25 protein-coding genes and 1 pseudogene are annotated in these 26303 nt (G+C 62.4%); 13 read left to right on the forward strand and 13 right to left on the reverse strand.

Annotation, left to right across the window (positions count from 1 at the left end):
• Positions 1–7 precede the first annotated feature (7 nt).
• Together NKI15_RS27795 and NKI15_RS27800 are read right to left on the reverse strand one after the other, a co-directional pair.
• Positions 8–1348, reverse strand: coding sequence for an adenylate/guanylate cyclase domain-containing protein (locus tag NKI15_RS27795; protein WP_023672139.1), 1341 nt, complete (start codon positions 1346–1348; stop codon positions 8–10).
• Positions 1349–1651: 303 nt separating this feature from the next.
• Positions 1652–2830, reverse strand: coding sequence for a DUF3095 domain-containing protein (locus NKI15_RS27800; RefSeq protein ID WP_031253616.1), 1179 nt, complete (start codon positions 2828–2830; stop codon positions 1652–1654).
• Between the two features lie 74 nt (positions 2831–2904).
• Here NKI15_RS27800 and NKI15_RS27805 point away from each other — a divergent pair, with 74 nt between their 5' ends.
• Both NKI15_RS27805 and NKI15_RS27810 read left to right on the forward strand, forming a co-directional pair.
• Entirely contained in the window at positions 2905–3993 is a 1089-nt protein-coding gene (locus tag NKI15_RS27805; RefSeq protein WP_023740140.1) for a glycosyltransferase family 4 protein, read from the forward strand.
• Positions 3990–4748 carry a polysaccharide deacetylase family protein gene (locus NKI15_RS27810; RefSeq protein ID WP_023740141.1) on the forward strand — a complete coding sequence of 253 codons (759 nt, stop codon included), beginning with the start codon at positions 3990–3992 and terminating at the stop codon, positions 4746–4748. Before NKI15_RS27805 ends, NKI15_RS27810 begins: the two co-directional genes overlap by 4 nt.
• A gap of 1 nt (position 4749) precedes the next feature.
• Here the strand turns inward: NKI15_RS27810 and NKI15_RS27815 are convergent, their stop codons facing one another.
• From NKI15_RS27815 to NKI15_RS27825, 3 genes are all read right to left on the reverse strand, one after another.
• Positions 4750–5601 (reverse strand): MBL fold metallo-hydrolase, encoded by an 852-nt coding sequence (locus NKI15_RS27815; protein WP_023740142.1) that lies wholly within the window; start codon positions 5599–5601, stop codon positions 4750–4752.
• A 111-nt stretch (positions 5602–5712) separates the two neighbouring features.
• A complete protein-coding gene (locus NKI15_RS27820) occupies positions 5713–6180 on the reverse strand; it encodes a cyclic nucleotide-binding domain-containing protein (protein ID WP_023672144.1) in 468 nt (155 codons plus the stop codon).
• Positions 6181–6214: 34 nt separating this feature from the next.
• Positions 6215–8929: an ABC transporter transmembrane domain-containing protein gene (locus tag NKI15_RS27825; RefSeq protein ID WP_023706793.1), complete on the reverse strand. Its 2715-nt coding sequence runs from the start codon at positions 8927–8929 to the stop codon at positions 6215–6217.
• Positions 8930–9195: 266 nt separating this feature from the next.
• Here NKI15_RS27825 and NKI15_RS27830 point away from each other — a divergent pair, with 266 nt between their 5' ends.
• On the forward strand, positions 9196–9867 hold the full coding sequence (locus tag NKI15_RS27830) for a class I SAM-dependent methyltransferase (RefSeq protein WP_081726163.1): 672 nt from the start codon (positions 9196–9198) through the stop codon (positions 9865–9867).
• Here the strand turns inward: NKI15_RS27830 and NKI15_RS27835 are convergent.
• The 4 genes from NKI15_RS27835 to NKI15_RS27850 form a co-directional block, all read right to left on the reverse strand.
• Positions 9845–10993 carry a glycosyltransferase family protein gene (locus tag NKI15_RS27835; RefSeq protein ID WP_023740144.1) on the reverse strand — a complete coding sequence of 383 codons (1149 nt, stop codon included), beginning with the start codon at positions 10991–10993 and terminating at the stop codon, positions 9845–9847. The two genes, NKI15_RS27830 and NKI15_RS27835, sit on opposite strands and share 23 nt — an antisense overlap.
• Entirely contained in the window at positions 10990–12234 is a 1245-nt protein-coding gene (locus NKI15_RS27840) for a glycosyltransferase (protein WP_023730304.1), read from the reverse strand. The genes NKI15_RS27835 and NKI15_RS27840 overlap by 4 nt, the downstream gene beginning before the upstream one ends.
• Position 12235: 1 nt before the next feature.
• Positions 12236–13450 carry a glycosyltransferase family protein gene (locus tag NKI15_RS27845; RefSeq protein ID WP_023754931.1) on the reverse strand — a complete coding sequence of 405 codons (1215 nt, stop codon included), beginning with the start codon at positions 13448–13450 and terminating at the stop codon, positions 12236–12238.
• 590 nt (positions 13451–14040) lie between these two features.
• Complete coding sequence (locus tag NKI15_RS27850; protein ID WP_023685065.1) at positions 14041–14481, reverse strand: Lrp/AsnC family transcriptional regulator; 441 nt, start codon at positions 14479–14481, stop codon at positions 14041–14043.
• Between the two features lie 146 nt (positions 14482–14627).
• Between NKI15_RS27850 and rocF the strand changes: the two genes are divergently transcribed.
• Both rocF and ocd read left to right on the forward strand, forming a co-directional pair.
• The gene (gene rocF, locus NKI15_RS27855; RefSeq protein WP_023754932.1) at positions 14628–15563 is read left to right on the forward strand and encodes an arginase; all 936 of its coding nucleotides are present in this window, start codon (positions 14628–14630) and stop codon (positions 15561–15563) included.
• Positions 15560–16621 carry an ornithine cyclodeaminase gene (gene ocd, locus NKI15_RS27860; protein ID WP_023706788.1) on the forward strand — a complete coding sequence of 354 codons (1062 nt, stop codon included), beginning with the start codon at positions 15560–15562 and terminating at the stop codon, positions 16619–16621. Before rocF ends, ocd begins: the two co-directional genes overlap by 4 nt.
• A gap of 6 nt (positions 16622–16627) precedes the next feature.
• On the opposite strand, the gene NKI15_RS27865 is transcribed toward ocd, so the two are convergent.
• Together NKI15_RS27865 and NKI15_RS27870 are read right to left on the reverse strand one after the other, a co-directional pair.
• A complete protein-coding gene (locus tag NKI15_RS27865; RefSeq protein WP_023706787.1) occupies positions 16628–17629 on the reverse strand; it encodes a LacI family DNA-binding transcriptional regulator in 1002 nt (333 codons plus the stop codon).
• 90 nt (positions 17630–17719) lie between these two features.
• Positions 17720–17906: pseudogene (locus NKI15_RS27870) on the reverse strand (ABC transporter permease); the annotation flags it as partial.
• A gap of 59 nt (positions 17907–17965) precedes the next feature.
• Here NKI15_RS27870 and NKI15_RS27875 point away from each other — a divergent pair.
• Both NKI15_RS27875 and NKI15_RS27880 read left to right on the forward strand, forming a co-directional pair.
• On the forward strand, positions 17966–18721 hold the full coding sequence (locus tag NKI15_RS27875) for a COG4280 domain-containing protein (RefSeq protein WP_023706786.1): 756 nt from the start codon (positions 17966–17968) through the stop codon (positions 18719–18721).
• On the forward strand, positions 18718–18933 hold the full coding sequence (locus NKI15_RS27880) for a hypothetical protein (RefSeq protein WP_023672157.1): 216 nt from the start codon (positions 18718–18720) through the stop codon (positions 18931–18933). Before NKI15_RS27875 ends, NKI15_RS27880 begins: the two co-directional genes overlap by 4 nt.
• Here the strand turns inward: NKI15_RS27880 and NKI15_RS27885 are convergent.
• Positions 18927–19559, reverse strand: a complete 633-nt coding sequence (locus tag NKI15_RS27885; RefSeq protein WP_023685059.1) for a methyltransferase family protein — start codon at positions 19557–19559, stop codon at positions 18927–18929. The two genes, NKI15_RS27880 and NKI15_RS27885, sit on opposite strands and share 7 nt — an antisense overlap.
• Positions 19560–19788: 229 nt before the next feature.
• Between NKI15_RS27885 and NKI15_RS27890 the strand changes: the two genes are divergently transcribed.
• The 5 genes from NKI15_RS27890 to NKI15_RS27910 all read left to right on the forward strand — a co-directional run bounded on the left by NKI15_RS27890 (position 19789) and on the right by NKI15_RS27910 (position 23770).
• Positions 19789–20046: a hypothetical protein gene (locus tag NKI15_RS27890; RefSeq protein WP_023706785.1), complete on the forward strand. Its 258-nt coding sequence runs from the start codon at positions 19789–19791 to the stop codon at positions 20044–20046.
• 65 nt (positions 20047–20111) lie between these two features.
• Positions 20112–20912, forward strand: coding sequence for a COG4705 family protein (locus tag NKI15_RS27895; RefSeq protein WP_031196754.1), 801 nt, complete (start codon positions 20112–20114; stop codon positions 20910–20912).
• A complete protein-coding gene (locus NKI15_RS27900; RefSeq protein ID WP_245261217.1) occupies positions 20913–21533 on the forward strand; it encodes a cytochrome b in 621 nt (206 codons plus the stop codon). It abuts the gene before it with no gap.
• Positions 21534–21653: 120 nt separating this feature from the next.
• Entirely contained in the window at positions 21654–22325 is a 672-nt protein-coding gene (locus NKI15_RS27905) for a winged helix-turn-helix domain-containing protein (RefSeq protein ID WP_023740151.1), read from the forward strand.
• 56 nt (positions 22326–22381) lie between these two features.
• Positions 22382–23770 (forward strand): HAMP domain-containing sensor histidine kinase, encoded by a 1389-nt coding sequence (locus NKI15_RS27910; RefSeq protein ID WP_023747421.1) that lies wholly within the window; start codon positions 22382–22384, stop codon positions 23768–23770.
• Between the two features lie 158 nt (positions 23771–23928).
• Here the strand turns inward: NKI15_RS27910 and NKI15_RS27915 are convergent, their stop codons facing one another.
• Positions 23929–24798, reverse strand: coding sequence for a helix-turn-helix domain-containing protein (locus NKI15_RS27915; protein ID WP_023730312.1), 870 nt, complete (start codon positions 24796–24798; stop codon positions 23929–23931).
• A gap of 106 nt (positions 24799–24904) precedes the next feature.
• Between NKI15_RS27915 and NKI15_RS27920 the strand changes: the two genes are divergently transcribed.
• Positions 24905–26173, forward strand: coding sequence for an ABC transporter substrate-binding protein (locus NKI15_RS27920; RefSeq protein ID WP_023747422.1), 1269 nt, complete (start codon positions 24905–24907; stop codon positions 26171–26173).
• Positions 26174–26303: the final 130 nt, after the last annotated feature.

Consider the following 26303-nt stretch of genomic DNA (forward strand, 5'->3'; position numbering starts at 1 on the left):
GTGGTGACTACTGGAGCTTCCTCCGGTCGCCCGCCGACAGCCGCGCGGCATCGCGATGAAGCAGCATGACCTGCTCGGCGTCCGATATCCGATCGTGAAACGGCTGCAGCGCAGCGTCTTCATCGAGTGCGAGAGCACCCGACAGATCGGGTGAAAGCACCGTCAGCTTCTGCTTGCTGCCCGCCAGTTCCTCCTCGCCGAGCGTCAGCCAACTGTTGGCCCCGCAATAGCCGGCGAAGTCCTTGCTGGCGAGAACGCTGTGCGGATATTTCTTGGTCAGGGTCTGGAGACGCTGGACCTCGTTTACAGCCGAGCCGAAGACCGAGAATGTGAGTCGGTCGGTAAGCCCGACATTGCCGAACATCACATTGCCGACATGCAGGCCGATACCAAATTTTATGTCGCCCAGTCCTTGCTCTTTTCTGCGCAGATTGAGCTCCATCATGCGCATGCTGGCCTTGTGCGCAGCCGCAAGAGCAGCCTGGCAGGCGATCTCTGACTGCGCGCGGTGCCTTTCGCAGGGGTAGACGGCAATGAATCCATCCCCCAGGAAACTCATGATCTGCCCGCCTTTGCGATTGAATGGTGCTGCGATGGCATCGAAAAACTGGTTCAGCGTATCGATATAGACTTCGCGGCCGGAGGTTTCGGCGAGCCTTGTCGACCCGCGCATATCGCCCATCACCAGCGCGGCCCGGATTGTGTCGCCCTCGCCGCGCTTGATCTGGCCGTCCAGCACGCGCCTGCCGGCGTCACCGCCGAGATACGTGGTCATCATGTTGTCGGCGAGCTTGGTGAGCACCGCCATCTTGCTTGCTATGGCGAGATGGTTCTGGATCCGCAGCAGCGCCGAAATCATGCTGTCGCTGAAGCCTGAAGCACTGTCGGTGGACCAGGACCCCAACATGCCCTGACTTGTATCGCCATTGAAGGGATGGACGAAAGCCATGTAATCGGTGACGCCCATAAGCCTGAGCTCATCGAAAACAGGAAACTCCGACCGCACCGACGGGTCGAGCCGGCGCCGCAGATGGTCGAGCTTGTTGCTGAGCAGATGGTAGTATGGGCTGGTTAGGAATCTGTCGGAATGGACGCCGTTCTCACTCCGGAAGCCTTCCACTTCCAGGCCTTGGCCGCGAATCCAGGTGAAACCGAGCGCGTCATAAAGCGGATGCAACATCGAAAAGCTCAAATGCACCCGCTTCAGCGGCAGGCCGGCAGCAGCCAGCCGTTCACAAAAACCCTTGACCAATGTTTCCAGGTCGTCGCCCGCCAGCGCCGATTGGGTCAGCCAATCGGCAACCTTATCCATGAGAATGTTGGAAATTTCTGCTTGCGCTGTGCTCATGCTATCTCGAAACCCGTCGAAGACGAGCCATCTCCTTTGATCCGCAAAATTCTCGAAGTCAATGAAGCCGGCTTCGGGGGCAGAAGCCGGCGAAGAATATCCCGAATGACTGTCCTTGCAGGAAGCAAGCAGACGTCGACCGCACAAATCACCTGCAACACTATGTGGCGAGGCTGCCGGCGAAGTGCAATCCCGATCCTGACATCGCGCAAATAATTGGTCGGCTCAGGCACCGTTGGGCTCGCCGGGTCTCAAGAACCATGGCCGCGGCGCATTGCGGAAAATCGATTCCCCAAGCCGTCATCAGACTGGCGCCTTCGCCTTCAGGCTTGCGGCAGCCATTGCATAGCCGCCGGCGGCGCCATCGATGAAGTGAACATGATCTCGCTGCAGCGGCGAGATGACGAGGCATGTCATCAAGGCCGACTTCTGGCGGTGCAGGCCATAGTTGCAGATGCCGGCCTCTTCCGCTTGTTTCAGCCGGTTGTCGATCCGCTGCAACACATCCGCGTCGACGTCGATGGTCATCTTCAAGCCGTCGTCGAACTTGCGGAAATCCGAATTGCTGGCCACCTCGCGCTTGTAGACCTTCGGATCGAAACCACCGATCGTCCAGCCCAATTTGTCGGTGACGGCCGTAAGCGTCATCAGGAAGATCACCCACAGCTTGGCCAGCCACCGCCGCCCCGGCGGCGCCGTGGCCCGTGCCTCGACATCGAGACCGGCGGGCAAGAGACTATAGGCCGGACCGTCCACCGGCACCGGGTGGCCATCGCGCTCCTGCCTGCCGGCAAGGGCGATGATGTCGGAAGCCAGAAACTGGAAACCACGCAAGTCGCGCGATGCCCCCGGTACGGCTATGATCGAGACAATTTCGCCATGCCGGGTTTCGATCGGGTTCCAGCGGCAGGAGAGGCCGGTCAGATCCGGCCGCGCGCCGGCCGGGGCGGGGTCGACGCGGTAGCGCCCGGCCTTCATTTCGGCTTCCGCCCAACTGCCGCCACCGCCGGCGAACATGGCATAGAAGGCTGCTTCGGAGGCCTGGAACCTCGCCACGCGAACGTCGAGGCCTTGCGCTCTTATGTCCTTTATCGGCACGATTGCGGCACGCAAGGTCAGGTCCAGTTCGTCCGCCACCCATCTCTGGACAGAAGCCAGCGCGTTACGGGCGATCTCCAGCGCCGAGCCGGGAAACGCCACGAGCGCGCCGTCGCCGCCGAAGACGAAGGGAAGATCTTGCCGGCCCAGTGCATTGAGCAGCGCCGAAATGACGCTGGCGCCGGCCATATTGACGGTTTTGTAGCGCCCGGCTTCGATCGCCTTGGTCGAGCCGACGATGTCGGCGGTGGCCAGCGCCCAGCCATCGGGGAGAGGCCGATAGTTATCGACATCGGCAACGCTTTCGAACTTTGCGAAGACCGGCAAAGAAGCGACGAACGGGTCGGACGCGACTGCTGTTTCCATAAGCATCAGATAGCACATTCCAGCGCTTGAAGGTGAAGTCGATCATGCCTCGAAATTGACTTGGGCAGGCTTTGCGATGATAGGATCGCGCGATGCGAATTGCCTTCTACGCCCCGCTGAAGTCGCCCAATCATCCCGTTGTCTCCGGCGACCGCCAGATGGCACGGATGCTGGTCCAGGCGCTGCAGCATGGCGGGCATAGCGTCGAACTGGCATCGGAGTTGCGCTTCTATCTACGCCAGCCGGAACCGAAAAGTTTCGATGCGCTCATGATCGAGGCCCGGGACGAAGCCGCGCGACTGACAAGGCTTTGGGACCGTGACGGCAAGCCCGATCTCTGGTTCTCCTATCATCCCTACTACAAGGCGCCCGACCTGATCGGGCCCGAGCTGGCGTTGGCCTTTGCTGTCCCCTATGTGACGGCCGAAGCCTCCTATTCCGAACGGCGCAACGCCGGTTCGTGGGCCGATAGCCAGGCATTGGTGGCGCGAGCCATCGAGCAGGCGGCGCTGAACATCTGCTTCACGCAAAGGGATCGCCAGGGGCTGGCGGATGCTGTTCCCCACGCCGCTCTCGGTATGCTTTCACCCTTCATCGACACATCGGCATTCCACGAAATGCCGGTACTGGATTATCCGACGCGCCTCGTGACCATCGCCATGATGCGCCCGGGCGACAAGGTCTTGAGCTATCGCATGCTGGCGCAGGCGCTCGGGTTGATCGGCCACCTCCCCTGGACGCTGTCGGTCGTCGGGGACGGACCTGCCCGTGACGAGGTAAAGGCGCAATTCGCCGGCTTGCCCGCCGACCGTATCGAATGGCTTGGCGCGATTGAGCCGGTCGCCGTGCCGGATGTCCTCTATCGCGGGGGAATCTACGTCTGGCCGGGTTACGGCGAGGCCTATGGCATTGCCTATCTTGAAGCACAGGCCGCCGGCCTTCCGGTGGTGGCTCAGGACATTGCCGGCGTGCCGGAGGTCGTGCGGCATGGCCAGACCGGGTTTCTCACCCCGCCAGGCGATGTGGCGGCGTTCGCTTCCGCAATTGCAAGGCTTCTGGCCAATAATGATGAAAGAACCATCATGGCTGCAGAGGCCAGACGTTTCGTTCTCGAAGAACGCTCTCTCGGTGCTGCAAAGGCCCGCCTGGCCGAACTTCTCAAGATGATCCCGTTGTCATGACATCCGACCCGACTTGGCAGCCCCTGGTGGACGAGCTGGCGCACCGGCAACGGGCGGGCCGCAAGGCAGAGTTCTGGCTGCGCGACGATGACGCCGTGGATCCAACGCCGGCACTCGATCGCTTGCTCGACCTCACCGGTGACTTCGCGGTTCCGGTCACTCTGGCCGTCATTCCGGCCCAGACCGACGGGAAGCTTGTCGTCCGGCTTGACGCGGCGCCGCATGCCACGGTCGCCATTCATGGCTGGGCGCACCGAAATCATGCGCCCGAGGGTCAAAAAAAGCAGGAGCTTGGCGCGCATCGGCCACGCGAGGTGGTGCTGGATGAGCTGGCCGGCGGGCTGTCGCGTGTAAGCGGCCTGCACGGCGCACGTGCGGTTCCGATGCTGGTGCCGCCCTGGAACCGGATCGACGCCGGCCTGGTACCCGACCTCGGATCGATAGGATTTGCGGCATTGTCGGTGTTCGGGCCGCCAAGGCCGGCTTCCCTGGCGGTCATCAACAGCAATGTCGACATCATGGATTGGCATGGCACGCGCGGCTGCCGCGATCATGGTCTCTTGGTTCAGGCCATCGTCGCGCAATTGCAGCGTGCATTCGACGGCGGCGAACCGGTCGGCCTGCTCACCCACCATCTCGTCCATGATGAATCGGCATGGCTTTTCCTCGAACGGCTGTTCACGATCACCGCGCGGACCGAAGCCTGCGCATGGCTTCCGATCAGCACACTGACAGAACGCAGCGCCGGAAAATAGCTCAGCGCTTTTTGTGCAAGACTGGAAATGTGAGCGTCTGGCCATCCCGCGCCGCAAAAGCGCCGGCAAATCTGTCCTTGGCCAGTTTCTCCATCTCGTCCAGCTCATCGTCGGTGCGTGCCGGATCGTGGTGAAACAGCGCAAGCCCCCACGCGCCGGCGGCCTCGCAGAGCTTGACGCCCTGTTGCCATGTCGAGTGCCCGTTGCCGCGGTAGCGCTCCATTTCCTCCTCGGTGTAGGTGCAATCGTAAATGACGAGGTCGGCATTCTCGATCAGGCCGAGCACCGCCGGATCGAGTTTGCCCGGCTCGTGCTCGGTGTCTGTGATGACCGCCACGACGCGGCCCCCCCATTCGACCCGGTAGCCGATGCAGCCGCCCGGATGGGTAAGACTACCGGTCCGCACAACAACTCCTTCGCGCGGCCGAAGCACGTCTCCGGATGCGAAATCGCGGCAGTCGAGGCTCGCCTTGCAGACACCGAGTGTCACCGGAAACCATGGCGGCCGAATGAATTCATCGACCATCTGCCGCGTGGTCATGCGTCCAGCCAGATGCCCGGACCAAAGCGTAACTTTGATGCCTCGTTCATAAATAGGCTTGAAAGCCGGCAGCCCGATGACGTGGTCGTAGTGGCAATGGGTGAAAAACAGGTCGAAATCGGTGACGCCCGCCGCCCGAAGCGTCCTGCCGGCAGGCCGCAAGCCGGAGCCCGCGTCGAACAGAAGCGTATGCTTGCCGCATTGCATCTCGATGCAGATCGTGTTGCCGCCATAGCGAGCAAATTCTGGCCCCGACACCGCAATGCTGCCGCGCACGCCCCAAAACCTGACAAGGAAGAAATCGTCGTCCATGCACCCTTTCGCCCATCGTAGCCAACCAACTGCTGCCAGAGTCGTTCCAGGAAAGGTGTGACACGGTTCCGGAAACTGCATCAAAACAAAGAAACAGAGCGGCTCGCCGCTTCAGTGCAACTGTGAATCGCTCTCGGCCGTTCGTGCGTCGATCAGGTCCGCGGTCGTACTGCTTAGCCTATCGGCAAGAACCCGCAATATCTCGATGGTCATTTCGGGAAACTCCTTCATAAGCCTCAGGAAATGGTCCTTGCGGATTCTCAAGGCCTCCAGCTCACTTGCCGCTTTGACGGTGGCAGTACGGGAGCTGTTGCACAATATGGCAATCTCGCCAACGATCGAATTTGGCAGCAATTCGGCAACTTTGATCGGCCCATTGTCGGAATCGACGAGAATATCCGCGCTGCCCGAAAGGATGACATAGGCGGCGTCTGCCTCGTCGCCCTGCCGGAAAAGAATCTGGCCGGCACTGTAGTTCACGCGATCGGACGTGAACGCGAGCAGCTTGAGCTTTGTCGGCTCGATGCCAGAGAACAAGGGAACGCGTTGCAGCATTCCAACTTCATCCTTGAGCAGCATTGTCGCAAACCTTCCTGAATTCGCGTTTGCCAGACTATGACACAAGTTCCTTGAAGATACCGTTTCCCGCCAAGAGTGTCTCGTGTGTTCCGTCTTCCACCAATTGGCCTGAGTCAAAGACCACAACCCGATCGAACATCGCCGCCATTGCCGGATTCGTCACCACCCACACAATTGCCGGCGAATGGCCGTCGCGTCTGGCTTCGTCGAGCACATTCCGCAACACCTTGTCCTGCACGCGCTGGTCGAGCGCCGACAGCGGCCGATTGAGAATGAGGAAATCGGGACGCTTGAGCAAGGCGCGGGCAACATCGAGCTTCTGTCGCTGTCCGCCGGTCAGCCGCCTGCCGGCGGCGCCGACGTTGAAGTCCAGGCCGACATCCAGAAGCTCGGCATAAAGCCCCAGTTCGTCAAGAATATCATAGACGATGGAGCGAATGCGGTCCGGCGCGTCGGGATGGTTGTTGCCGACACGCCCGAACAGGACGTTGTCCATGACGGTGGCCGCGGCGATGTATTTGGCAGGGTCAAACCGTTCGACAGCTTTCTCCAGCTCGGCCGGCAGGTTTTCATAGAACTGGTTGCGTGCAGCGATGATCTTGCTCATCAGCTCGTCGGTCAACAGGCCGAAGCGATGCCGGGGCTCGATATAGGCAAAGCTTAAGGTGACCATCATGGCGCGGTCGTTCTCCGAAACCGCATCGTAGGGGCGATTCTTGAGCCGTTGCAGCAAGGTTTCGTAGGCGGGTATCTCCTCGGCGCTCATGAAGGCGAGCTGCTGGAAGAACTGGTGTTCGGGCGGCAGGTCGGCAAACAGCTCGATCGCCTGTTCGGCGATCTCCATGCCCATTTCGTAGAGCGTGCGGTCGAGGCCGGCTTGCTTCAGCACGGAAGCAAAATAGGGATTGGACGCCAGTGCCTTGTGAGCCAGTTCGGGGCCGGCCGCGGCGCCGAAGAGCAGGTTCTGGCCGATCGTCGCTTCCTTGTTGTAGGCGCCCGGTTCAAAAGGAACCACCAGCGCGCTCAGGCCTTCTTCCTCCAACCGGGTTCGCAGCGCCGCACGCAATTCGACGATCCGCTCGGCAAGCTTCGTGTGGCGCTTGAGGTCGGCCGAAGAGCGCAAGCCAAGATCCAGAATGTCGCGCGACAGAAGAACCGCGTCGAGCACCCGGCGCACGGCTTCGAAGAGGTCGTGCGGGCCGGTGGCGCCGGCGGAGGCATAGTTGATCCAGTCGCTGCGGATATCGAGATCCGGATTGCCCGACCGGCGCGCCTCGTCGATATTCCAACGGTGCTGGTCCGCCGCTGCGCCGTCATATGTCACCGATGTCAGCGGCGCATGCTTCAAACCGTAGAGCAAATTGTCGCGCAGGCTTGCCTGGAACAGGAAAACATCCGACGAAGCGTAGGACATGCGCCGGCCGGTCACGGCTTCGGGGAGATCAAGCAAGTCATCGGAGCCCGAAACGATCCTTCCGCTGTCCGGCCAGGTCAGCCGCGCAAAGGCTTCCGCAAGCGCCTCCGCTCCCCCTGTTGCGGTGCTGACCAGAGCCACCGTCTCACCCGGCTTGACCTCGAGCGAGATGCGATTGAGGAGCATTGCGCCGCCATCGTCTGCTATCGACAGGCTGACCGCCGACAGCGGCTTGGTCATCGGATCGGGATCGTCGACCGTCAGTGCTCCGATTTCCGGCGCGATGATATTCTCGACGGTGAACTGTTCGACGACCTGCTGATATTTGACCTGGACATCCTGCCGGTCCTGATCCCAGTCGATCAGTTCCTTCATCGGTCCGGGCAAGTCCTTGTAAGCGCCGATCACGGCCACGAGCTGGCCGACATCCAACCTCCCCTGGATGACCAGATAGCCACCGATCATGTAAAACAGAAAGGGCGTGAGCTGCGCGAGAAAATTGTTGAGGAACTTTACCATGAATTTCCATTGGTAAAGATCGAAGCGGATTTTGAAGATGAGCCCGAGCCGGGCTGCTATGTCGGCGCGCTCGTAGTTCGACGTATCGTGGACGTGAACCGCGCCGATGCCGTCGACGATTTCGCCAACCCGGCCTGAAAGCGCGCGCGCCGTCAACTGCCGCTGGCGCCCGAGCACGAGCAGCCGCCGCCGCATTCGCGGGATAAGCACGATCTGGATCGCCACGATCACGACCGCTATCATTCCGAGCCAGACGTTCTGGACCATGATGAACAGCATGGCCGTCAGCGCCTGGCCGCCGAGCAGCACCGGCTGCAGGAAGGCATCGCCAATGAAGCCGCCCAGCGGCTCCACCTCGTCCTTCACCATGGTCGCCACTTCGGCGGATTTCACCCGCTTGAAGTAAACCGGCGGAAACCGCAGCACACGATCGACCAGATCGAAACGAATACGCCGCAGCATGCGTTCGCCGAGCCGGCCCTTGTAAGTGTTGATGTAGAGCTTGAACAAGCCGTTGATGACGACCAGCAAGAGGAAAACAAGGCTGAGCGCAAGCAGCGTCGACGTGCGGTCGAGCTGAAAACCGGAGAAGAACTGCACCTCGCCGATGAACGGCAGGTTATAGTGCAACCTCATGAATGGCAGGGTCGCGCCCGGTTGCTCGAACCCCTTGCCCTGGATCGGGCCGTTGACGATCAGCTTCGGCAGGTCGAACGACATGAAATACGGGACCATCGAAAGCACGACGATCATCAATATCCAGAGCTGCTGCTTCCTGGTGTGCGTCCAGATATAGCGGGCTAGGCTGGTTTCCATATGCGATTGTCAGTTTGAAGGATGCAGAATGTAAAGGCACCTGCTGGCGAATGGTGTATCGGCCATGTCTTCGCTGCCATCGACCAGTTCGAAGCGGCAGCTGCGCGCCAGACGGATGGGCGCCGATGGTCCGGACAAATGCAATCGGCCTCCTCCGGTCAATGGCGAAACGGCTTGCGCCACAGTCGCGTCCGCAAGTCGAACAGGCTTGCAAGAGGCAAGATTGCGTTGTGTCGCCCGAAATCCCAACATAGAAGACGAATATGATGGATGTCACGCAACCACGCAATGCCGGCATGGGTGGGCATGAGCAAGCCCTGGACCTCACGCGGGGAATTGCCGCCTATGTCGACCACCCTCTCGTGGCCGGGCTGGCGCGCGTCATCGCCAAGCATCCGCAGGCCGATATCGCCAATGCCTTCAACCACAAGCAGGTCGCCTGCAAGATGTGGGCGCTCGACAGGCTGTTCGAAAGCTGCGGCGGCCGGTTCGAGCGCATATGGGTTCTGGGTGGATGGTACGGCGTATTGCCGGCGATGCTTTTCAATGACGCCCGCTTCGACATCGGGGCGATCGACAGCATCGACATCGATCCCGAAGTCGGCGCGGTCGCCCGGACACTCAACCGGCAAGCCGGCGAGCGGTTTCAAGCGCTGACGGCAGATATGTACACACTCGACTATGCCGCCGGCGGGCCTGACCTGGTGGTCAATACGAGCTGCGAACACATAGCCGATCTCAGCGCCTGGCTTGCCCTGCTTCCGCGGGGTACGAACGTGCTGCTGCAGTCGAACGATTATTTCAGCGAGCCGACGCACATCAACTGCGTGGCGTCACTTGCAGCCTTCGAAGCCATGGCGGCGCTGCGGCAGATCAGGTTCTCCGGCGAATTGCCGACAAAAAATTATACACGCTTCATGCTGATCGGAGCTGTTTGAAGCGCTCGCACAGGATTTGCGCCGAGCGCCTCGCCCCTTCCAGATCGAGACGATGCGCGGCTGGCGGCGGTCCGGCAAGCGCCTGCTCGATCGCATGCGCCAGACCTTCAGGCGTCAGGTCCTGTTCCGTCAGCACCGTTGCAAGACCGAGCTCTTCGAGCATCAGAGCGCGACGCGTCTGCTCGGTTTCCCCGCCGGCTGCAAATGGAACGAGCAGCGAGCGACACCCCGCGCGCATGACATCGCAGACCGTGTTGTAACCCGCCTGCGAGACCGACAGGCGGGCGCCGGTCAGCAGGCTGGCGAAATCCTCGCGGAACCGGAAGATGGACAGGCGTGGGGAGGCATCGCGTGAAATCGCGTCAAACTCGTCCTTCGGCAGGTTTGGGCCGGTGATCAAACACCATGTCCAGGCGTTATCGGCATTTCGCGCCGCCGCGACGGTGGATCTGACAAGGCTCTTTCCGGCCGCCCCGCCGCCAACCGACACCAGAACGTCGAAGCGCTCTGAGGCCGCTTGCGCCGGCGGCGCGGCAACGAGCCCGGTGTAGGCGACCTCGGCCCTGATCGCCCCAGCCAGCGGAAATGTCTTGTCGATGGTTGCGAAAGCCGGATCGCCATGGACCATGACAAGATCGAAATGCCTGTTGACGAGATCGACCGTTTCTTCGTTTCGGCTCGGCTTCACGCGCTCCTGAAGGATGTCGCGGACGGACGCCGCCAGCAGCGGTCTGGGCGATGTCGCTTCGATGGCCTCGATCAGTGGCAAGAGTTCGAAACGCATCTGCCGGCGTCCAAAGGGAAACGCCTCGATAATGACGATGTCGGGCCTGTAATTCCGGAAAGCCTGCAGCAGCATCTCTGAGCGCCGCGTCTTGAAATCATCGTCGATGGCTTTGCCCTGCAGGTCGACAAGTCCGGAAAACCCTTCGTCACCGGAGGTGACAGGCGGCAGGGTCACGGATTTTACACCCGATCCCGGAAATCCCGCGATCGGCGCTCCGCCGGTCACGACGGTGACGTCGAACCCGTCATCGACCAGAGCCGCCGCAATGCGGCTGGCGCGCGCGAGATGGCCGATGCCGAGCAGGTGCTGAACATAGAAGAAAGCGCGCAGCCGCTTCATTCGGCGACCCGCCACTCCCGCTCGAACAGTTCCTTGAGCTGTCCAATGCCTGCCACATGGTCGAAATTGCTTCGCACGCGCCGCTCCGCGGCGTCGCCGAGGCGGGCGCGCAGGACGGGATCGCGGATCAGGCGCTCCAGCGCCTGTGCCAGGGCAGTCGGGTTTTCCGAGGGAATCAGCAGCCCGGTTTCATCCGACGATAAAAGCTCCGGCACGCCGGAAATATCGGTCGACACGCAGGCAAGCCGCTGGCTGGCCGCCTCCACCAGAACATTCGGCAGGCCGTCCCGGTCGCCGTCCGCGGTGATCCTGCAGGCCAAAGCGAAGATGTCGGCGCTGCGGTAGTGCTCAAGCACCTCCTCCTGCGCCAGCGCGCCTTTCCAGGAGACGCGCCCCTCCAGCCCGAGCCTTTGCGCCAGCGCCTTCAGCCGCTTCAGTTCCTCGCCGCCACCGATATGCTCGAAACACCACGCCAGATCGCCAGGCAAGAGGGCAAGAGCCTCCAGCAACGTATCATAGCCTTTCTTTTCAACGGCGCGTCCGACACTCAAGATCATGACCGGTTCGGCCGGCGCCGAGCCGTCACGCTGTTTTCGCGCCTCGCCGAAACTGCCGAAGCGGTCAAGGTCGAGCCCATGATAGCTCAGATGCACGGACGAACTGCCGTTGGCGAGTTTTTTCAGATGGTCGAAGCCGGTTTTCGTGCACGTGACCGTCCAGCGCGCCGAGGAAAGCTTGCCGGCCAGATCCCAGTCCGCCGACGTCCAGATGTCCTTGGCATGGGCTGAGCAGCTCCAGGGCAAGCCACGAAGCTGGCTGGCATAGCGCGTCACCGATGCCGGCGTGTGCGCGAAATGGGCATGCAGCCATCCGGCATCTTGCGGCCATTCGGCCGCCAGCACCAGCGCTTGCCCGAAGCGGCGCGCGCGATTGCGCGTAAAGTCGCGGCGGATATCGGCAGCGAGCGATTTGAGCGCGCGCCAGAAGCCAGGCCGCGGCAGACAGGCAAACAGCGATCGAACCACGCGCAGCGGCTCTCTGTGCAGATATTCCGGCAGATAATGGACGGGGGCCTTGATCTCGTCATGCACGGGATGACGTTTTGCGTCGGTCGGCCGCCTGAGCGCGAAAAGTATCAGGTCGAACCCCGCACGCTCCAGACCGAGCAGCTCCTGCGCGATGAAGGTTTCCGACAGCCGCGGGTAGCCCTTCAGAACCACGACGATCTTGCGGTGTTGCAACTCAGTTCATGCCTTCAATGACCGAAAGGTGATGGCCGGCCCGCCGGTCGAGCAGTTCCGCGACGATTTCGGAAATATGAGGCAGCCCTTCCAGCGTCAGATGCGCATTGCTCTGCGATGGGCGGGGCCGGCCCGGCAAAACCTGCAGCGCATCGGCAAACCGCTGGGCATCCTCGGCTTCCTCAGGCAAAAGCATCTCGATGAGGCCGAGTTCGGCTGCGCGCCGTGCCCGGATCAGCTGTTCCTCGCGCGGCGTGACGCGCGGCACGATCAGCGCCGGCTTGTCGAAAGACAGTATCTCGCAATAGGTGTTGTAGCCGCCCATCGCCACCACCGCCTTGGCGCCGGCAATCAGCTCTTCCATGCGGTTGTCGAATTCGATGATCTTGACGTAGGGGATCTTGGCCCCTTTCCTGACCAGCTTGTTGCGCTTGCGCGCCGGCATGTAGGGCCCAAGGACGATCAGCGCCCGGTGCTGCAATAGCGGATCCTGCTGATAGGCCTCGATGACGTTATGGATCAGGTCGGCGCCGTCACCGCCGCCACCGGTGGTAACCAGGATATAGTCGCCCTCGGGCCGGTGGCCGGGCAACTGGTTCTGCTGCAGGCTCCGTTGCAGGAAACCGACGAACTTCATCTTTGCCCTGACCGCCGGCGGCACCTCCAGGCCGGTCAGCGGATCGTAGAAATCCGGCGGGCCATAGACCCAGACCTTGTCGTAGAACAGGCCGATCTTGCGCATCACATCCCTGCGTGCCCACTCCGCTTCGAGCAAATGCGGCGCGTCCATCACCTCGCGCAGGCCAAGCACGAGCGTGGTGCCCCGCGTCTTGAGGTAGGACAGCGTATCCTCGATCTCTCCGCGCAGCCCCAGCGGTTCCTTGTCGACGATGAAGATATCCGGCCGGAAGCTCTCGGCCGTGTGGCGGATAATCGACTGCCGCATCCTTAGCGTCTCGTGCAGATCGATGTCCTTTTCCAGCGAGGTGTATTCGCCGTTTCGCAGCTTGATGACGCTGGGGATCTTCACGAAGTCGACGCGGGCGCGGTAGTCGAAGGCGCCGGCGATGGTGGCGCCCGAAATGATTAGCACCTGAAGTCCGCGGAAATCCCCGACCAGCGAATGCGCGATCGTTCGGCAGCGCTGCAGATGGCCGAGCCCGAACGTGTCGTGGCTGTACATGAGAATTCGTGCGTCTTTTGCGTGCTGTGTCATTGTGAACGTCTTTTAGAATTCTCGCCGGACCGTGGGCAACCCCGCAGGCTTCGAAACCATTCTCACGGGTCTATCGACCTGTTTTGAAACATGGGGGCGAGAGGTACGCAACGGCATTCTTCACCAGGTCACGAATGCCAGGGGCGCTGATTGTGGCGCCATGCCTTGTCTTCGCCGACGATAGACGGCCCGAGCACAAATCTCTGTCATGAGGCTTGACCCCGTGGAATTAAATGCCCTGCCGCCTGAGGCAGGCAAAGCGCACATTGCGAAAAATCAAGGGCGACCAAGGCGAAACGAGGCTGCCGCACATTGTGAGGAGAACCCGCACCTTGGGAAAATGCTTCATAATCCATCGAAACACAACGGCCGCCAGAGGCCGCACGTTGCGGCCTTTTATCCTGCCATCAGCCTTGGCCTGTGGCAAGCATCCGGTCCTTGCACCGTTCAAGCTGGTGCAATCTCGCGTCATGCCGGCTTCCTCCGTCACGTGGAGGATAGCTCCGCCCTCAATGAGATTTCGCAGGCAGGCGACCCATTCGCCAGATCCGTCACAAAGCTTTGCGTGAACACGCCGGCCGGAACGACGGCTACGCCAACCTTGCCCTTGTGGTGCGCGGCGTCGCCAGCAGCAGACTTGTCTCGCTGCCGGTTATCCCCGGGATGAGCCGTATCCGCCTAAGCACCGCGTCGAAATCGGTGAGCGACGCCGTTCCGAGTTCGACCACCAGGTCCCAGCGGCCATTGGTGGTGTGAATGGTCGAAACCTCGGCGAGGCCGCCGAGCGCCCGGACCACGCGGTCGGCGGCATGGCCCTCGATCTCGATCATCATCACGCCGCGTATCCGCTGGTCGACCGCGTCGGCGCGCAGCACCACCGTGTAGCCGATGATCTCGCCCGTTTTTTCCAGCCGCTCCATGCGCGCCCTGACCGTGGCGCGCGACACCCCGAGATCGACCGCGAGATCGGAGATGCTGCGCCGGGCATCATGCCTGAGCAGCGTGACCAGCCTTTCGTCGAGCAAGTCCATGATTCTATCCACTTTGACCAAACTGACTTATCGGATTGATAAATCATTCTTCTCGAAATGCCAATTTCGCCTGTTCATACTGCCGGGCCGGGATGGTTCATTCCACGCATCAACCGCCCAATCAATTTACAAGGACAACAAGAAACATGCGCTGCAGGATCGTTGGCGCGCCGGTGCAGGACGGCGCCGGCAGGATGGGATGCGAGATGGGGCCAAGCGCGCTGCGCACGGCCGGGCTTGTCTCGGTGCTGTCGGAACTTGGCCACGAGGTCGAGGACTGGGGCGCGGTGCAACCGGCCGCCGTGCGCGCAATCGTCCATGGCAATCTCGCGCTGAAGGCCCTACCGGAGATTTCCGCCTGGACGGCGGCGATAGCCGAGACCGCCTATGCGGCTTCGCGGAACGCCATGCCGATCTTCCTTGGCGGCGACCACGCGATATCGGCCGGCACGGTGTCGGGCATAGCCCGCCGCGCCGCCGAACGCGGCCGGCCGCTCTTCGTGCTGTGGCTCGACGCACATCCCGATTTCCACACGCTCGATACCACCGTCAGCGGCAATCTGCACGGCGTGCCGCTCGCCTATGCCAGCGGCCGGCCGGGCTTCAACGGTTATTTCCCGGACCTGCCTGTCGCCGTCGACCCTGCCCACATCTGCGTCATGGGCCTGCGCAGCGTCGATCCGGCGGAGCGCCGGGCGCTGAGCGAAGCGGGGGTTACCGTGCACGACATGCGCACCATTGACGAGCACGGCGTCGCACCTTTGCTGCGCGCCTTCCTGGCCATCGTCGAAAAGGAAAACGGCCTGCTGCATGTCAGCCTCGACGTCGACTTCCTCGACCCCTCCATCGCGCCGGCCGTCGGCACCACCGTGCCCGGCGGCGCCACCTTCCGCGAGGCGCACCTGGTGATGGAGATGCTGTCCGACAGCGGCCTGGTCTCCAGCCTTGATCTGGTCGAGCTCAACCCGTTCCTCGACGAGCGCGGCCGCACCGCCACGCTGATTGTCGACCTCGCCGCCAGCCTGATGGGCCGGCGCATCATGGACCGCCCGACCCGCAGCCATTCCGGAAGCATTGCATGACCCAGCCTTCCCGCCTTGCCATCGTCCCCTTCGTCAGCGTCGACCGCATGATGAAGCTGGTGCTGACCATCGGCGTCGAGCGGTTCCTCACCGAACTCGCCGCCTATATCGAGGAGGATTTTCGCCGCTGGGAGCTGTTCGACAAGACGCCGCGCATCGCCTCGCACAGCCATGACGGCGTCATCGAACTGATGCCGACCAGCGACGGCCGGCTATACGGCTTCAAATATGTCAACGGCCATCCCAAGAACATGCGCGAGGGGCGCCAGACCGTCACCGCCTTCGGCGTGCTCGCCGATGTCGGCTCCGGCTATCCGATGCTGCTCACCGAAATGACGATCCTGACGGCGCTGCGCACCGCGGCGACCTCCGCTGTCGCGGCCAAATATCTGGCGCCGAAAGGCGCGCGCTCGATGGCCATCATCGGCAATGGCGCCCAGTCCGAATTCCAGGCTGTCGCCTTCAAAGCGCTGCTCGGCATCGACCGGCTGCGGCTCTACGACATCGACCGCTCGGCTTCCGAGAAATGCGCCCGCAACCTCGCCGGCAAAGGCTTTGACATCACCATCTGCGCGACCGGCCAGGATGCTGTGGAAGGCGTCGACATCATCACCACGGTGACCGCCGACAAGCTGTCCGCCACCATTCTGACCGACAACATGGTCGGTTCCGGCGTGCACATCAACGCGGTCGGCGGCGACTGCCCCGGCAAGACGGAACTGCACCGCGACATCCTTTTGCGCTCCGACATCTTCGTCGAGTTCTCGCCGCAGACGCGCATCGAGGGCGAAATCCAGCAGCTCCACGCCGACCATCCGGTGACCGAGTTGTGGCAGGTGATGACCGGCAAGGCGGAAGGCCGCAAGACGGCGGAACAGATCACCTTGTTCGATTCCGTCGGCTTCGCCACCGAGGATTTTTCCGCGCTGCGCTATGTCAGAGACCAGCTTCAGGCCACCGGCCTCTACGAGGAGCTCGACCTGCTCGCCGATCCCGACGAGCCGCGCGACCTCTTCGGCATGCTGCTCAGGGCAGCGCTGCAGCCGGCCGCCGCCTGAGGGACTTCAGCCGCTCAACGGCGCGCAGCTCTCCCGTTCGACGAGCACCGGCGTGAGCACTTCGCGGCGCGAATGCGCCGCCGGCTCGGCAACTCGCTCGATCAGCAGGCTCACCGCCCGCGTGCCGATCTTCTCGACCGGCTGTGCGATCGTCGTCAGTGGCGGCCAGGTGGTGACGGCATAGGGTATGTCGTCGAAGCCGATCATCGACATGTCGCCTGGGACCCGCAATCCGCGCCCGCGCAGCACTGTCAGCGCGCCCATGGCCATCAGATCGTTGCAGGCAAACAGCGCCGTGATCCCCGGCGCCTGCGCCATCAGCCGCTCCATCGCTGTGCGGCCGCCGGCAAAGTGATAGTCGGAATCCACCACCGAGGCCGGCGGCAGGTCGAGGCCGGCTTCCTGCAGCGCCCTGGCGAAGCCGCGCAGGCGGGCGGGGCTGGAGCTGGAATCGCGCGGGCCGCCGATGACGCCGATCTTCTCGTGGCCGAGCCCGGCCAGATAGCGGCCGGCGAGATAGCCGCCATGATCGTGATCGACCAGCACGGAATCGACATTGACCGAATGGATCTCGCGGTCGATCAGCACCGCCGGCACGCCGGGCAGAAGGCTGGAGAACACCCGCGCATGATCCGACGAGCCGGCGAAGATCAGCCCGTCGATCTGCTTGGCCATCAGCACCTGGAGGTAGCGCTCCTCCTTCTCGGCGCTGCCGTCGGAGTTGCACAGGATCACAGTATAGCCGGCAAGGAAGCCGGCATCCTCGATCTGGCGCGCCACGCCGGCGAAGAACGGGTTGGAATTGTCCGGCAGCAGCAGGCCGATGGTCTTGGTCTCGCCGCGCCTCAGGCTGCGCGCCAGCGTGTTCGGGCTGTAGCGCAAGGCGGCGATGGCCGAATGCACGCGCTCGGCCGTCTCAGGCTCGACATGGCGCGTGCGGTTCATCACATGCGAGACGGTTGCGACCGACACTCCGGCATGGCGCGCGACATCGGCAATCGTCGTCATTTCTTGTCCCCTAGTGCATGTCGCCCGGAGTGTCCGGCGGATCTGGGAAAATGACATCCATAAAACAAAAACCAAAAAGCGCGACGCGCTTTATCGGATCACCCTCAACAGCTTTTCCCGATAGGCATCCAGAATGACGGCGAGCACAATGACAAGGCCTAGCACGATCGGCTTGAAATTGTCGCCGACGCCGAGCAGCTCGTAGCGAACGCCGGCGACCGGGCCACCGATGTTGACGCAACAGATAGACCATGGCGACGATGCCGGCGCGTTCTCCCTTCCGCCGGAGCGCTGTATCCTTCTCAGGCTAGTGATTCCCGCAGACAGGAAACCTTCATGAACGGCCTGACGCCCATACTTTCCACCGTGACCGCCTCGTTCCTTGCCTCCTTCGTCGAAGTGGTCGAGGCCTTCACCATCGTGCTGGCGGTCGGCGTCACCCGCAGCTGGCGGCCAGCGCTGACAGGCGCGGCGCTGGCGCTGGCGGTGCTGGCGGCTCTGGTGCTGGCCTTCGGACCGCTGCTGGCGCTGATTCCCATTGCGGTGCTGCAGTTCGTCGTCGGCGTGCTCCTGGTCCTGTTTGGCATGCGCTGGTTGAGAAAGGCCATTTTGCGCAGTGTCGGCGTCATCGCCCTGCATGACGAGGACGCCGCCTTTTCAAAGGAAACCGCCGCTTTGCAGCAGCAGGCCAATGACCGCCGCGCCGATTATCTGGCCGGGCTCGCGGCCTTCAAGGCGGTGCTGCTCGAAGGTGTCGAGGTGGTGTTCATCGTCATTGCCGTCGGCGCCGCGCATGCACAGACCTTCTATGCCAGCCTTGGCGCGTTGGCGGCCTTCATCCTGGTAACGATCATCGGCCTTGCGGTGCACAGGCCGCTGACGCGGGTGCCGGAAAACGCGCTCAAATTCGCCGTCGGCCTGATGTTGACAAGCTTCGGCATTTTCTGGACCGGCGAAGGCCTGGGCACCGACTGGCCGGGCGCCGATCTGGCGCTGCTGGCCATCTTCGCAATCATCGCCGTCGCGTGCTTCGCCATGGTGCGCTGGTTGCGCGCCAGCTACCCCAAGGCTGCACAAGGAGTTGCTCGATGAACGTCGTCCGCCTCATTCTAAAGGAGCTCGTCGGCATGTTCATCGACGACGGCAGCCTTGCGACGTTGGCGCTGCTGTTGATCGTGGCGATTGCCGCGGCAGTGAAGCTGCTGGCGTTGCCGCCGCTTGCCGGCGGCGTCCTGCTTCTGCCCGGCTGCCTCGTCATCCTGCTCTACAGCGTGCGCCGCGCGGCACGGCGCTCCGGTCAGTAGAGGGTGAAAAACACCGGCAGCATGCCGCTGATCCGCAACTGCTCAATCGTCTCGATGGCCGGGAACAGCGCCAGGAAATAGAGCCCGTCCGTGAATGTCCGCCGCAACGCCTTTGTCGAGAACCGGCGTTCGGCTTGATCGTGAAACAGCAGCGGGTTCGGCCAGAAAGGCGGCGTGCGTTCGGCATAGACGCTGTAGGCGGGGCCGAACTTTCCAAACAGGAACTCGGCTTCCTTGCGCGCCGTCACCCGGAACACCAGGTAGCTCACCAGAGCCAGCGCCGCCGCCACCAGCACCGAGCCGTACATCAACCCGACGCCCGCCGCGCCGACCGTGGAAAAGAAGTAGAGCGGGTTCCGGCTCATCGAGAACGGGCCGATGGTGACCAGCTCGTCGTTCTTCCTGCCGCCGACATAGAGAATGCTCCACAGACGGCCAAGGAAGCAGACCAGCACGAAGCCGATGCCCAGCGCCTCAATGTATTCGTGCCCGTCCGAGCCTTCGACGAGAAAGGGCTTGGTGAACAGCAACAGCATGACGGCGAGGGCTGCCGCCACTTGTATGACGAGCAGGCGCTTGTGCTGGTCGAACGCCTTCGCTGCCGGCTTGGGGGGAGCGTAGCTCATCATAGTTCCTGCTCTCCGGCAGGGCTCATAGCGCCGGTGTCTCGCCACCCACTAGCGCTTCCGTGCGGCGATGGCGAGGCAACCGGCAGGAATTTCAGCCATTCTTACGAATTTGTAAGCGGGCGGACAGATTGCGGCGAGGTCGCCTGCCCATAGTCCTTATGCCGGCCGACCTGCCGGACATCGTTTCAACACCGCCTGGATATCGGCGCAAGACAGGAACACCAGCATGAAAAAGCTAACCCTCGCTTTCTTGCTCTGCGCCATTGCCATCGCCAACCCGGTCTTTTCAGCCGCTTCCGCTGCGACGCCTTGCGAAGACGCTCTGAAGGACCTGCGCGCGGCGGAAGCCTTGGCGGCGCTGAGCGCCGCGGACAAGACAAAAGTATCCGATCTCGAGGCCAAAGGCGTCGAGCGCTGCAATGCCGACGACGACAAGCGCGCCGACGACTTCTTCGCTCAGGCCATGAAGATCATGGGGAAGTAAGACCAAGCCTCGCCGCACGTACCGGGGAATAGGCCCGTCCCCGCCGAAACGACAAGGATCCCATCATGCTCTTGTCTGCAAGCACTGCACCCGCCGCACTGGCATCACCCAACAGGGTCCCTGATGTCACCGTCGAATTCTGGCTGATCAAGCTTTTGGCGGTCACCATGGGCGAGACGGCGGCCGACTATCTGGCCGTCAATCTTGGCTTCGGACTGACCGTCACCTCGCTGATCATGACCGGCATCCTTGTCGTCGCGCTGGCGCTGCAATTCGCGCAGAAGCGTTATGTGCCATGGGCCTATTGGCTGGCGGTGGTGCTGATCAGCGTCGTCGGCACCTTGATTACCGACAATCTGGTCGACAATTTCGGCGTCCGTCTGCAAACCACCACGATTGCCTTCACGGTCTTGCTCGCCGCGACATTCGCGGTCTGGTACGCCAGCGAAAGAACGCTCTCCATCCATACGATCGTCACCACCAGGCGCGAGATCTTCTACTGGCTGGCGATCCTGTTCACCTTTTCGCTCGGCACCGCGGCCGGCGACCTTGTCGCCGAGACGTTCGACATTGGCTATCTCACGACTGGCTTCTTGTTCGGCGCGGTCATCGTCTTCATCGCCCTCGGCTATTTCGCCTTCGGCCTCGACGCCATCCTCGCCTTCTGGCTGGCCTACATCCTGACGCGGCCGCTTGGCGCCTCGTTCGGCGACCTGCTGTCGCAGCCGGTCGAATATGGCGGCCTCGGCTTCGGCACCACCTTCACCAGCATGATCTTCCTGGGCTGCATCGTCGCCCTCGTTCTCTATATGAGTCTGAAGAAGGGCACCGGCGAGGCCGACAAAATCCTGCTTGAATCGGAGTAGATGCAAGCACCTGCACGCCCGCTTGACGCGACGAGAACGCGCCAAAACGTCAATGGATCCCTGCCGTGGGTCGCCCTGGGCAGCTATCGCGCTCACCTCATGGACGGAAGAATGAACTCCAGGAAATCCGGTTATAGCGGCCTCCAAATTAGCCTGCATTGGATGATAGCGGCGCTTGTCCTGTTCCAGCTCCTGTTCGGCGAAAACATGACAATCTATGTCGATGCGGCAGCGGACAGACGCCAACTGTCGTCCTACGGGCAGACCATGGGGTCCGCCCATTACTGGGTAGGCCTGGCGATCCTGTTGCTGGTGTTCGTGCGACTGGCCGTCCGCCTCTTCATCGGTGCGCCCAAGCCGCAATCCACAATGCCGAAATGGATGGCTTTCGCCTCACGCACAACGCATGCGCTGTTCTATGGCCTTCTCGTTGCCGCTCCTGTTTCCGGGCTTCTGGCCTTTTATGTTTGGAGCTGGATGGGCGATGTCCATACTTGGGCAAAGCCGGTATTCATCGTTCTGATCTGCATTCATGCCGGTGCGGCACTCTTCCATCATTTTATTCTGAAAGACGCCGTGCTGCGCAGGATGCTTGTCCCTGCGCGCGATCCGGTCGGATGACACTTATGGACATGTGCAACGACCACGAGCGACCAGGCGCCGGCGGATATTCTAGGAACGGACCGCCGCCGGTGCTAGCATGCCGCTCTGGCAAAGCCTCGGCAACAGACCGGAACAGAGATGCGACTTCTCCTTGTTGAGGATGACCCCAGGACCGCAGACTATGTCGTCAAGGGCCTGAGCGAAGCCGGGCATGTCTGCGATCTGCTGCGCGACGGGCATGACGCGCTGTTTGCCGCGACACGCGACGCCTATGACGTGATCGTCGTCGACCGCATGCTGCCCGGCCTCGACGGCCTGTCGATGATCAAGGCGGTGCGGGCGGCGGGCGTGCGCACGCCGGCGATCTTTCTGACCTCGGTCGGCGGCGTCGACGACAGGGTTGAAGGGCTCGAGGCCGGCGGCGACGACTATCTCGTCAAGCCATTCGCCTTTTCCGAACTGCTCGCCCGCATCAACGCGCTCGGCCGTCGCCCTGCGGTGCAGGAGCTGAAGACGACGCTGCGCATCGCAGACCTCGAAATGGACCTGATCCAGCGCCGCGTCACCAGGCAGGGCCAGGCGATCGACCTGCAGCCGCGCGAATTCAGCCTGCTCGAAGTGCTGATGCGCGGCGAGGGCCGCGTCATCACCCGCACCATGCTTCTGGAACGGGTCTGGGATTTTCACTTCGACCCCAAGACCAGCGTCGTCGAAACCCATATCAGCCGGCTGCGCGCCAAGATCGACAGGCCGTTCGAAACCACGTTGATCCACACCGTGCGCAACACTGGCTACAGTGTTCACGACTGAGGCGCGGCATGACAGAAACTTGCCATGACTGAAGCTTGCCATGACTGAAACGCACTATGACTGAGACAGGCTCTCGCCTGCTGCGCAGCACGCCGTTTCGGCTGGCCCTGACCTTCGCCTTGCTGTTCGTGCTCGCCTTCATCCTGTCAGGCGCCATCGTCTACCAGCTGATGAGCGCGGATCTTGCCGAGCAGCTCGACCAGTCGGTCAAGGAGACCTATTCGGTCGTGGCGGTGACCTATGCCGGAAACGACCGGGAGGATCTGGTTTCGGCAGTCGACAGCCACGCCGCGCTCAGCCCGAGCAAGGAACAGCTGTTCTCGCTCACCGATCCCGCCGGCAATCGCCTGGCCGGGAATTTCACCGCCGCCGACCTTCCCGATGGCTTTTCGGATTTTGCAGCGTCCCTGCCCGATGTGACGCCCGGCACCATGTACCGCGCCTGGTCCGGTTCGGTCGGGCCGAACAGCCTGACCGTCGCCTTCTCGCTGTCTGAGATAAGGGAGTTGGAAAACATCGTGCTGATGAGCTTCGGTTGGGCCACCCTGATCATTTCCGGCCTTGGGGTGGCCGGCGGCGCCCTGCTGGCGTCGCGCGTGCAGCGCCGCCTCGACGGCATAGCCGCCACCATGGACGATGTCTCCAACGGCCGGCTCGACGCCCGCATTCCACTGCTCGGCAATGGCGACGACATTGACGGCGTCTCGCGCCAGGTCAACGCCGCGCTGGAGCGGCTGGCGGCGCTGGTGGACGGCATGCGCCAGGTCAGCGCCGACATCGCGCATGATCTGAAGACGCCGCTCAACCGGCTGCAGATGATTTTGGAAGCTGCGGCCGACAGGACCGCGCGGGGTGAGGCCGTTGCCGATGAGCTGGCGGAGGCACGTGGGGAAAGCCTGCAGATCAACGAGACTTTCGATGCGCTGTTGCGTATTGCCCAGATCGAGGCCGGCGCCCGCAAGGCGCGCTTTGTCGATCTCGACCTCAACGGCGTCATCGATGCCATCGCCGAAATCTATGCCGGTGTCGCCGAGGATGACGGCAAGTCGCTGTCGGCCACGATCGTCCACGGCACCCCATGCCTGGTCCACGGCGACCGCGACCTGCTGACGCAATTGTTTGCCAATCTCGTGGAAAACGCGCTGCGGCATTGCCCTGATGGCACGGCGATCCAGATATCGGTGACGCGGCAGGACGACCGCATCGTGGCTGAGGTCGCCGACAACGGCCTCGGCATCCCGGCGCAGGAGCGCGAAAAAGTGTTCCAGCGGCTGTACCGGCTGGACTCCAGCCGCACCACGCCCGGCAGCGGCCTTGGCCTCAGCCTGGTGCGGGCCATCGCCGACCTGCATGGTGCAACGATTGCGCTGGAGGATCGCCGGCCTGGGCTGGCGGTAATTGTCGGGTTTCCTCGGGCGGAGGGCACCGGTCCCGGCTTGAAATGACAACGCCAGAGCCAGGTCGACCCCAGGCGCTCATGAAACGCGAAGTCGCTGACAACTTTCTCCAAGTTGATGATCGCATCCGACAAAGGCGGTCGCGATTAGCCTTGCACGTGTTTCCACCCGGAACGGCTGCGGGTTGATCAAGATGACCGTTGAACCTATCGGCCCACCGCACCCCGGCGAAAATCCGAGGGCGACATCCCTGCCAGCTTGCGGAAGGATTTGTTGAAGGCGCTGAGCGAGCCAAAGCCTGAATCCATGGCGACGCGCAGCACATTGGCGTCTTCATGCATCAGCAGCGCCTGCGCGTAGCTCAGCCGCAGCAGATTCATATATTCGTTGAGCGTCATGCCGGTCGATTTCTTGAAAATGCTCATGGCGTATTTGGGGTGGATGTCGGCGGCAGCGGCAATGTCGACGCAGTCTATGTCGTAGAGGAAATTCTCGGCGATGAAGTCGCACATGCGCCCGACATTGCGCAGCGATTGCTGGTCGAACGGGCCGCCGGGTTCCTGGCCGATGGCGGTTTCCGGCACCAGCCGGTAGGGCTCGAAGCGCACCCGCTCCAACCGCAGCAGCAGCTCGTTCACGGCGTGCTCGGTTATCGCCGGATCGCCCGAGCGGAAATAGCGGTTCCAGCGTTCGAAATTGTGATGGTCGGCCTGGTCGGTCGCCGATGTCACCAGCGTGGCGCCGGTCATCAGCCGGTGGCGGACATCCGTCGGCAGATGCAGGCGGAAGAAATGCACCAGCGGCAGATGCGCGCCGGCATAGATGGCGTCGTCGGAGAGATCGTCCATCTGGTGCGGCAGCCCGCCCCAGAACAGGCACATGTCGCCGGCCGACAGCGAGATCTCGTGCTCGTTCATGCGGTAATGCACGCTGCCGCGGACGATGAAATTGACCTCGACCTGGGCATGCCAGTGCGGCTTCAGCATCACCAGCGGATGGTTGTGAAACATCTGCAAAGCCATCGGCAGGCCTTCGACGCTGCTGGCGCCAGGCTGGTAAAACGGCCGTTCCGGCATCTTACTTTCCGCCCATCTTTTATTCCCGTTGTCAGGGACAAGCCTTCCGCGCCGCCTAGTCTAGCCATGCTCTCGAAGAGAGAGCAAATGAAATGGGAGGATTTCAATGCGCACGACACTGATCTGTGCCGCGCTGGCGCTTGGCCTGGGCTCAGCCCCAGCTTTGGCGCAGTCCGGCGAAATCACGATCTGGAGCTGGAATATCGCCGCTTCGTCGCTGAAGGCGACGGTGGCCGGCTTCAACAAGCAGTATCCCGACGTCAAGGTCACCGTTCAGGATCTCGGCAACCAGCCGACCTATGACAAGTCGATCGCCGGCTGTGCGGCCGGCGGCGTCGGCCTGCCCGATATCGTCTCGATCGAAAACGGCGAGGCCGAGAACTACTGGAGCCAGTTCCCCGATTGCTTCGTCGATTTGCACACGCTGGGCTACACCGCCGACGACCAGAAGAAATTCCCGGATTTCAAGCGCACCGAACTGGAGGTCGGCGACAAGGCCTATGCCATGCCGTGGGATTCCGGCCCAGTCGCCGCCTTCTACCGCCGCGACTTCTACGAGAAGGCTGGCGTCGATCCGGCCTCGATCAAGACCTGGGACGATTTCATCGCCGCCGGCAAGAAGGTCCAGGCCGCCAATCCCGGCGTCACCATGACCAATGCCGATTTCAACGGCGACACCGAATTCTTCCGCATGATTTCCAACGAACAGGGCTGCGGCTATTTCGCCGCCGATGGGCAGTCGATCACCGTCAACCAGCCGAAATGCGTCGACACGCTGGCCAAGATCAAGGACATGAAGGACGCCGGCATCATCTCGTCGGCCGACTGGGGCACCAAGATCACCAACAACACCGCCGGCACCGTCGCCACCCAGGTCTATGGCGGCTGGTATGAGGGCACCATCCGCACCGAATCCGCCGGCGAAAACGGCAAATGGGGTGTCTACCTAATGCCGAGCCTGACCGCCGACGGCCCCCGCGCGGCCAATCTCGGCGGCTCGTCGCTCGCCATCACCTCATCCTCGAAGAACAAGGAGGCCGCCTACGCCTATCTGAAATACACGCTCGAGACCAATGAAGGCCAGATTACCATGCTCAGGGATTTCGGCCTGGTGCCGTCACTGATCTCGGCCCTCGACGACCCCTACGTCTCGCAGGGCCTGCCCTATTGGGGCGGCCAGGCAGTGTGGAAGGACATTCTCGCCACGCTGCCCAAGGTGGTGCCGAGCCGCGGCACGCCGTTCCAGAGCGACGCCGAAATCATCATGCGCGCCGTGCAGACCAAATATCTCGGCGGCGGCTATCCCGATGCCAAGGCCGCCCTCGACGACGCCGCCAGCCAGATCGCGGCGGCGACTGGACTGCCGGTCAAGTAGGCGCCACTTCCCCTTCTCCCCTTGTGGGAGAAGGTGGATCGGCGCGTTAGCGCCGAGACGGATGAGGGGTGTTCCAGCGGAGTGAAACGTTGGCGTTTCCTGGAACACCCCTCATCCGTCGCCTTCGGCG

Source organism: Mesorhizobium sp. M0862 (assembly GCF_040319795.1).
Classification (GTDB): domain Bacteria; phylum Pseudomonadota; class Alphaproteobacteria; order Rhizobiales; family Rhizobiaceae; genus Mesorhizobium.